Source organism: Actinospineispora acaciae DSM 45401 (assembly GCF_000620785.1).
GTDB lineage: Bacteria > Actinomycetota > Actinomycetes > Mycobacteriales > Pseudonocardiaceae > Pseudonocardia > Pseudonocardia acaciae.
The window spans coordinates 1-2,042 of the sequence record NZ_JIAI01000078.1; the positions used below are offsets into that span (position 1 = coordinate 1).

At 68.2% G+C, this 2,042-nt stretch carries 3 protein-coding genes and 1 pseudogene; 2 read left to right on the forward strand and 2 right to left on the reverse strand.

Annotated features, from left to right (window positions below; all coding sequences use genetic code 11):
- Positions 1-235: pseudogene (locus N912_RS65455) on the reverse strand (hypothetical protein); the annotation flags it as partial.
- A gap of 257 nt (positions 236-492) precedes the next feature.
- Here N912_RS65455 and N912_RS0148185 point away from each other — a divergent pair.
- Complete coding sequence (locus N912_RS0148185; RefSeq protein WP_028928019.1) at positions 493-1,389, forward strand: helix-turn-helix domain-containing protein; 897 nt, start codon at positions 493-495, stop codon at positions 1,387-1,389.
- A complete protein-coding gene (locus N912_RS0148190; protein ID WP_028928020.1) occupies positions 1,382-1,585 on the forward strand; it encodes a DUF397 domain-containing protein in 204 nt (67 codons plus the stop codon). The genes N912_RS0148185 and N912_RS0148190 overlap by 8 nt, the downstream gene beginning before the upstream one ends.
- 9 nt (positions 1,586-1,594) lie before the next feature.
- Here the strand turns inward: N912_RS0148190 and N912_RS0148195 are convergent, their stop codons facing one another.
- Positions 1,595-2,005 (reverse strand): hypothetical protein, encoded by a 411-nt coding sequence (locus tag N912_RS0148195; RefSeq protein WP_156994473.1) that lies wholly within the window; start codon positions 2,003-2,005, stop codon positions 1,595-1,597.
- Between the last annotated feature and the right edge of the window lie 37 nt (positions 2,006-2,042).

Consider the following 2,042-nt stretch of genomic DNA (forward strand, 5'->3'; position numbering starts at 1 on the left):
CCCGCCGGCGCCGCCGCGCGGTCGCCACCACCGGCCGCCACACCAACCGACCCACACACCCCGCGCACGCCCGCCCCGGCGGCTCCGCCAACGAACCCGGAACCACCAGGCACCCACACACCGCCCGATACCGCCCACCATGACGAGCCGGCACGAACTCCGAGTCCGCGACCGCATGCTCCAACCCGTCGACCACCGACGTCATCGCCGTGACCAGCTCCACCACCCCACCCACGACCACACACGTGCGACTGGACGCCCGATCCGGCGGAGTCATCTCGGTTCGCTGTCCTCACGTATGCGGAAAACGGAGAGGCCATTGAACTGCGAGCCCGGCTAAAACTCAACCATACGCACGAAATCTAACCCGGATTCTTCCGCTATTCTTCGCCCGGAGTCGCATTAGGGCGACTCCTATTGAATACCTCAGAACAATGTGCGTTTAATTTGGGCGAGACACCGCCCAGGAGCGGGAGGTAGTCGGTGACGGACATGGTGGGATCGGCGCTGATCCGACGACACATCGGCCGGCGGTTCGTGGCGCTGCGCGTCCGGGCCGGGATCACCCAGGACCAGGCCGCGATCGCGCTGCAGCGCGCGCGGGCGACGCTGGGCCGCATCGAGGAGGGCCACGAGCACGTGCGGTTCCGCGACGTCGACGTCAAGGCGATGCTGGAGCTGTACGGCGCGGACCGGGAAGAGAGCCAGCTTCTGATGGCGCTGACCGCCGAGACCCGCAACGGCCCCAAGAAGTCCTGGTGGCACGACTTCACCGAGACCACCATCCCGGAGTGGGGAGTCTTCTACCTGACCCTGGAGAACTCGGCCGAGACGATCCGCGCGTACGAGTCGGAGCTCATCCCCGGGCTGCTCCAGACACGGGCCTACGCGGAGGAGATCCACAAGGTGCCCGCCGGGTACGCCGATGAGGAGAAGGCACGGCGCTTGGTCGACGTTCGGATGAAACGCCAGAAGCTGCTGACACGGCCTCGCGCCCCGCACCTGACCGCGATCCTGAACGAGGCCGTGCTGCGCAGGCCGGTCGGCGGGAACGCGGCGATGGCCGAGCAGCTTAGGCACCTGTTGGACGTCACCCAGCAGGCCAACGTATCGGCCCGGATCGTGCCGTTCTCCGTCGGTGCGCACGGCGGCATGGGCGCGATCAGCCCGTTCGTCCTGTTCGACTTCCCGGTCGACCAGTACGCCGGCGAACCGCTGGAGCCGCCGCTGGCCTATTCCGACTCTCTGACCGGCGCAAGGTATCTCACCAAGCCCGACGAGGTGAGCGCCTACAACCTGGTCTGGGACGACCTGGATCAGCGGGCACTCAACGAAGCCGAGTCCACAAAGATGATCACCGAAGCATGGAAGGGATTCTCCGATGCCTGAGCCGACCCGCGCCACCTGGCGCAAGAGCTCCTACAGCGGAAACACCTCCCCCAACTGCGTCGAAGTAGCCGACCGGTCCGGGTTCGTGCTCGTCCGCGACAGCAAGCTCGGCGCCGCAAGCCCGATCCTGACCGTCACCACCGCCCAGTGGCACGCCCTGCTCACCGCAATCCAAGCCAACGACCTGGGCGCCTAGCACCACCGTCTACGAGCGACCTCGACCGGCCCACACCAGGATCACCGCGAGCGCGATCCAAGCAGCCGGCGGGAGCGGCGAGATCGGGTCGGTGGTCACCGCGGCGTAGAGCAGCCGGACGATCACGACCGCGCCGATCACGGTCAAGCCGACTCGGCCCGCGCCGTGCCCGCGCTGGGTGAGCACGGTCAGCGCCACCAGGGCGAGCGCGAGCACGGTGAGCACCGCGCCGACGACGGGCGCGGCGTCGATGGCGACCGGGATGCCCGCGAGCCAGACCCGAGGGGTCGGCTGACCGAAGAACTTCCCGCTGCCCGTGCCCAGCAGCAGCACCAGGCCGACCATCAGCAGGAACGCGCTGCCGACATAGGTGAGCACCGCGGCGACCAGCACCACGCGCGAACGCCGTGGTCCAGCCATCGGATCACCCCCGCGGGTGTGCACCCGTGAGTGGCTA

Excerpts from the sequence above, each read along its gene's own strand:
- N912_RS0148185 (WP_028928019.1), top strand. The coding sequence starts at position 493 with ATGGTGGGATCGGCGCTGATCCGACGACACATCGGCCGGCGGTTCGTG.
- N912_RS0148190 (WP_028928020.1), top strand. The coding sequence starts at position 1,382 with ATGCCTGAGCCGACCCGCGCCACCTGGCGCAAGAGCTCCTACAGCGGA.
- N912_RS0148195 (WP_156994473.1), bottom strand. The coding sequence starts at position 2,005 with ATGGCTGGACCACGGCGTTCGCGCGTGGTGCTGGTCGCCGCGGTGCTC.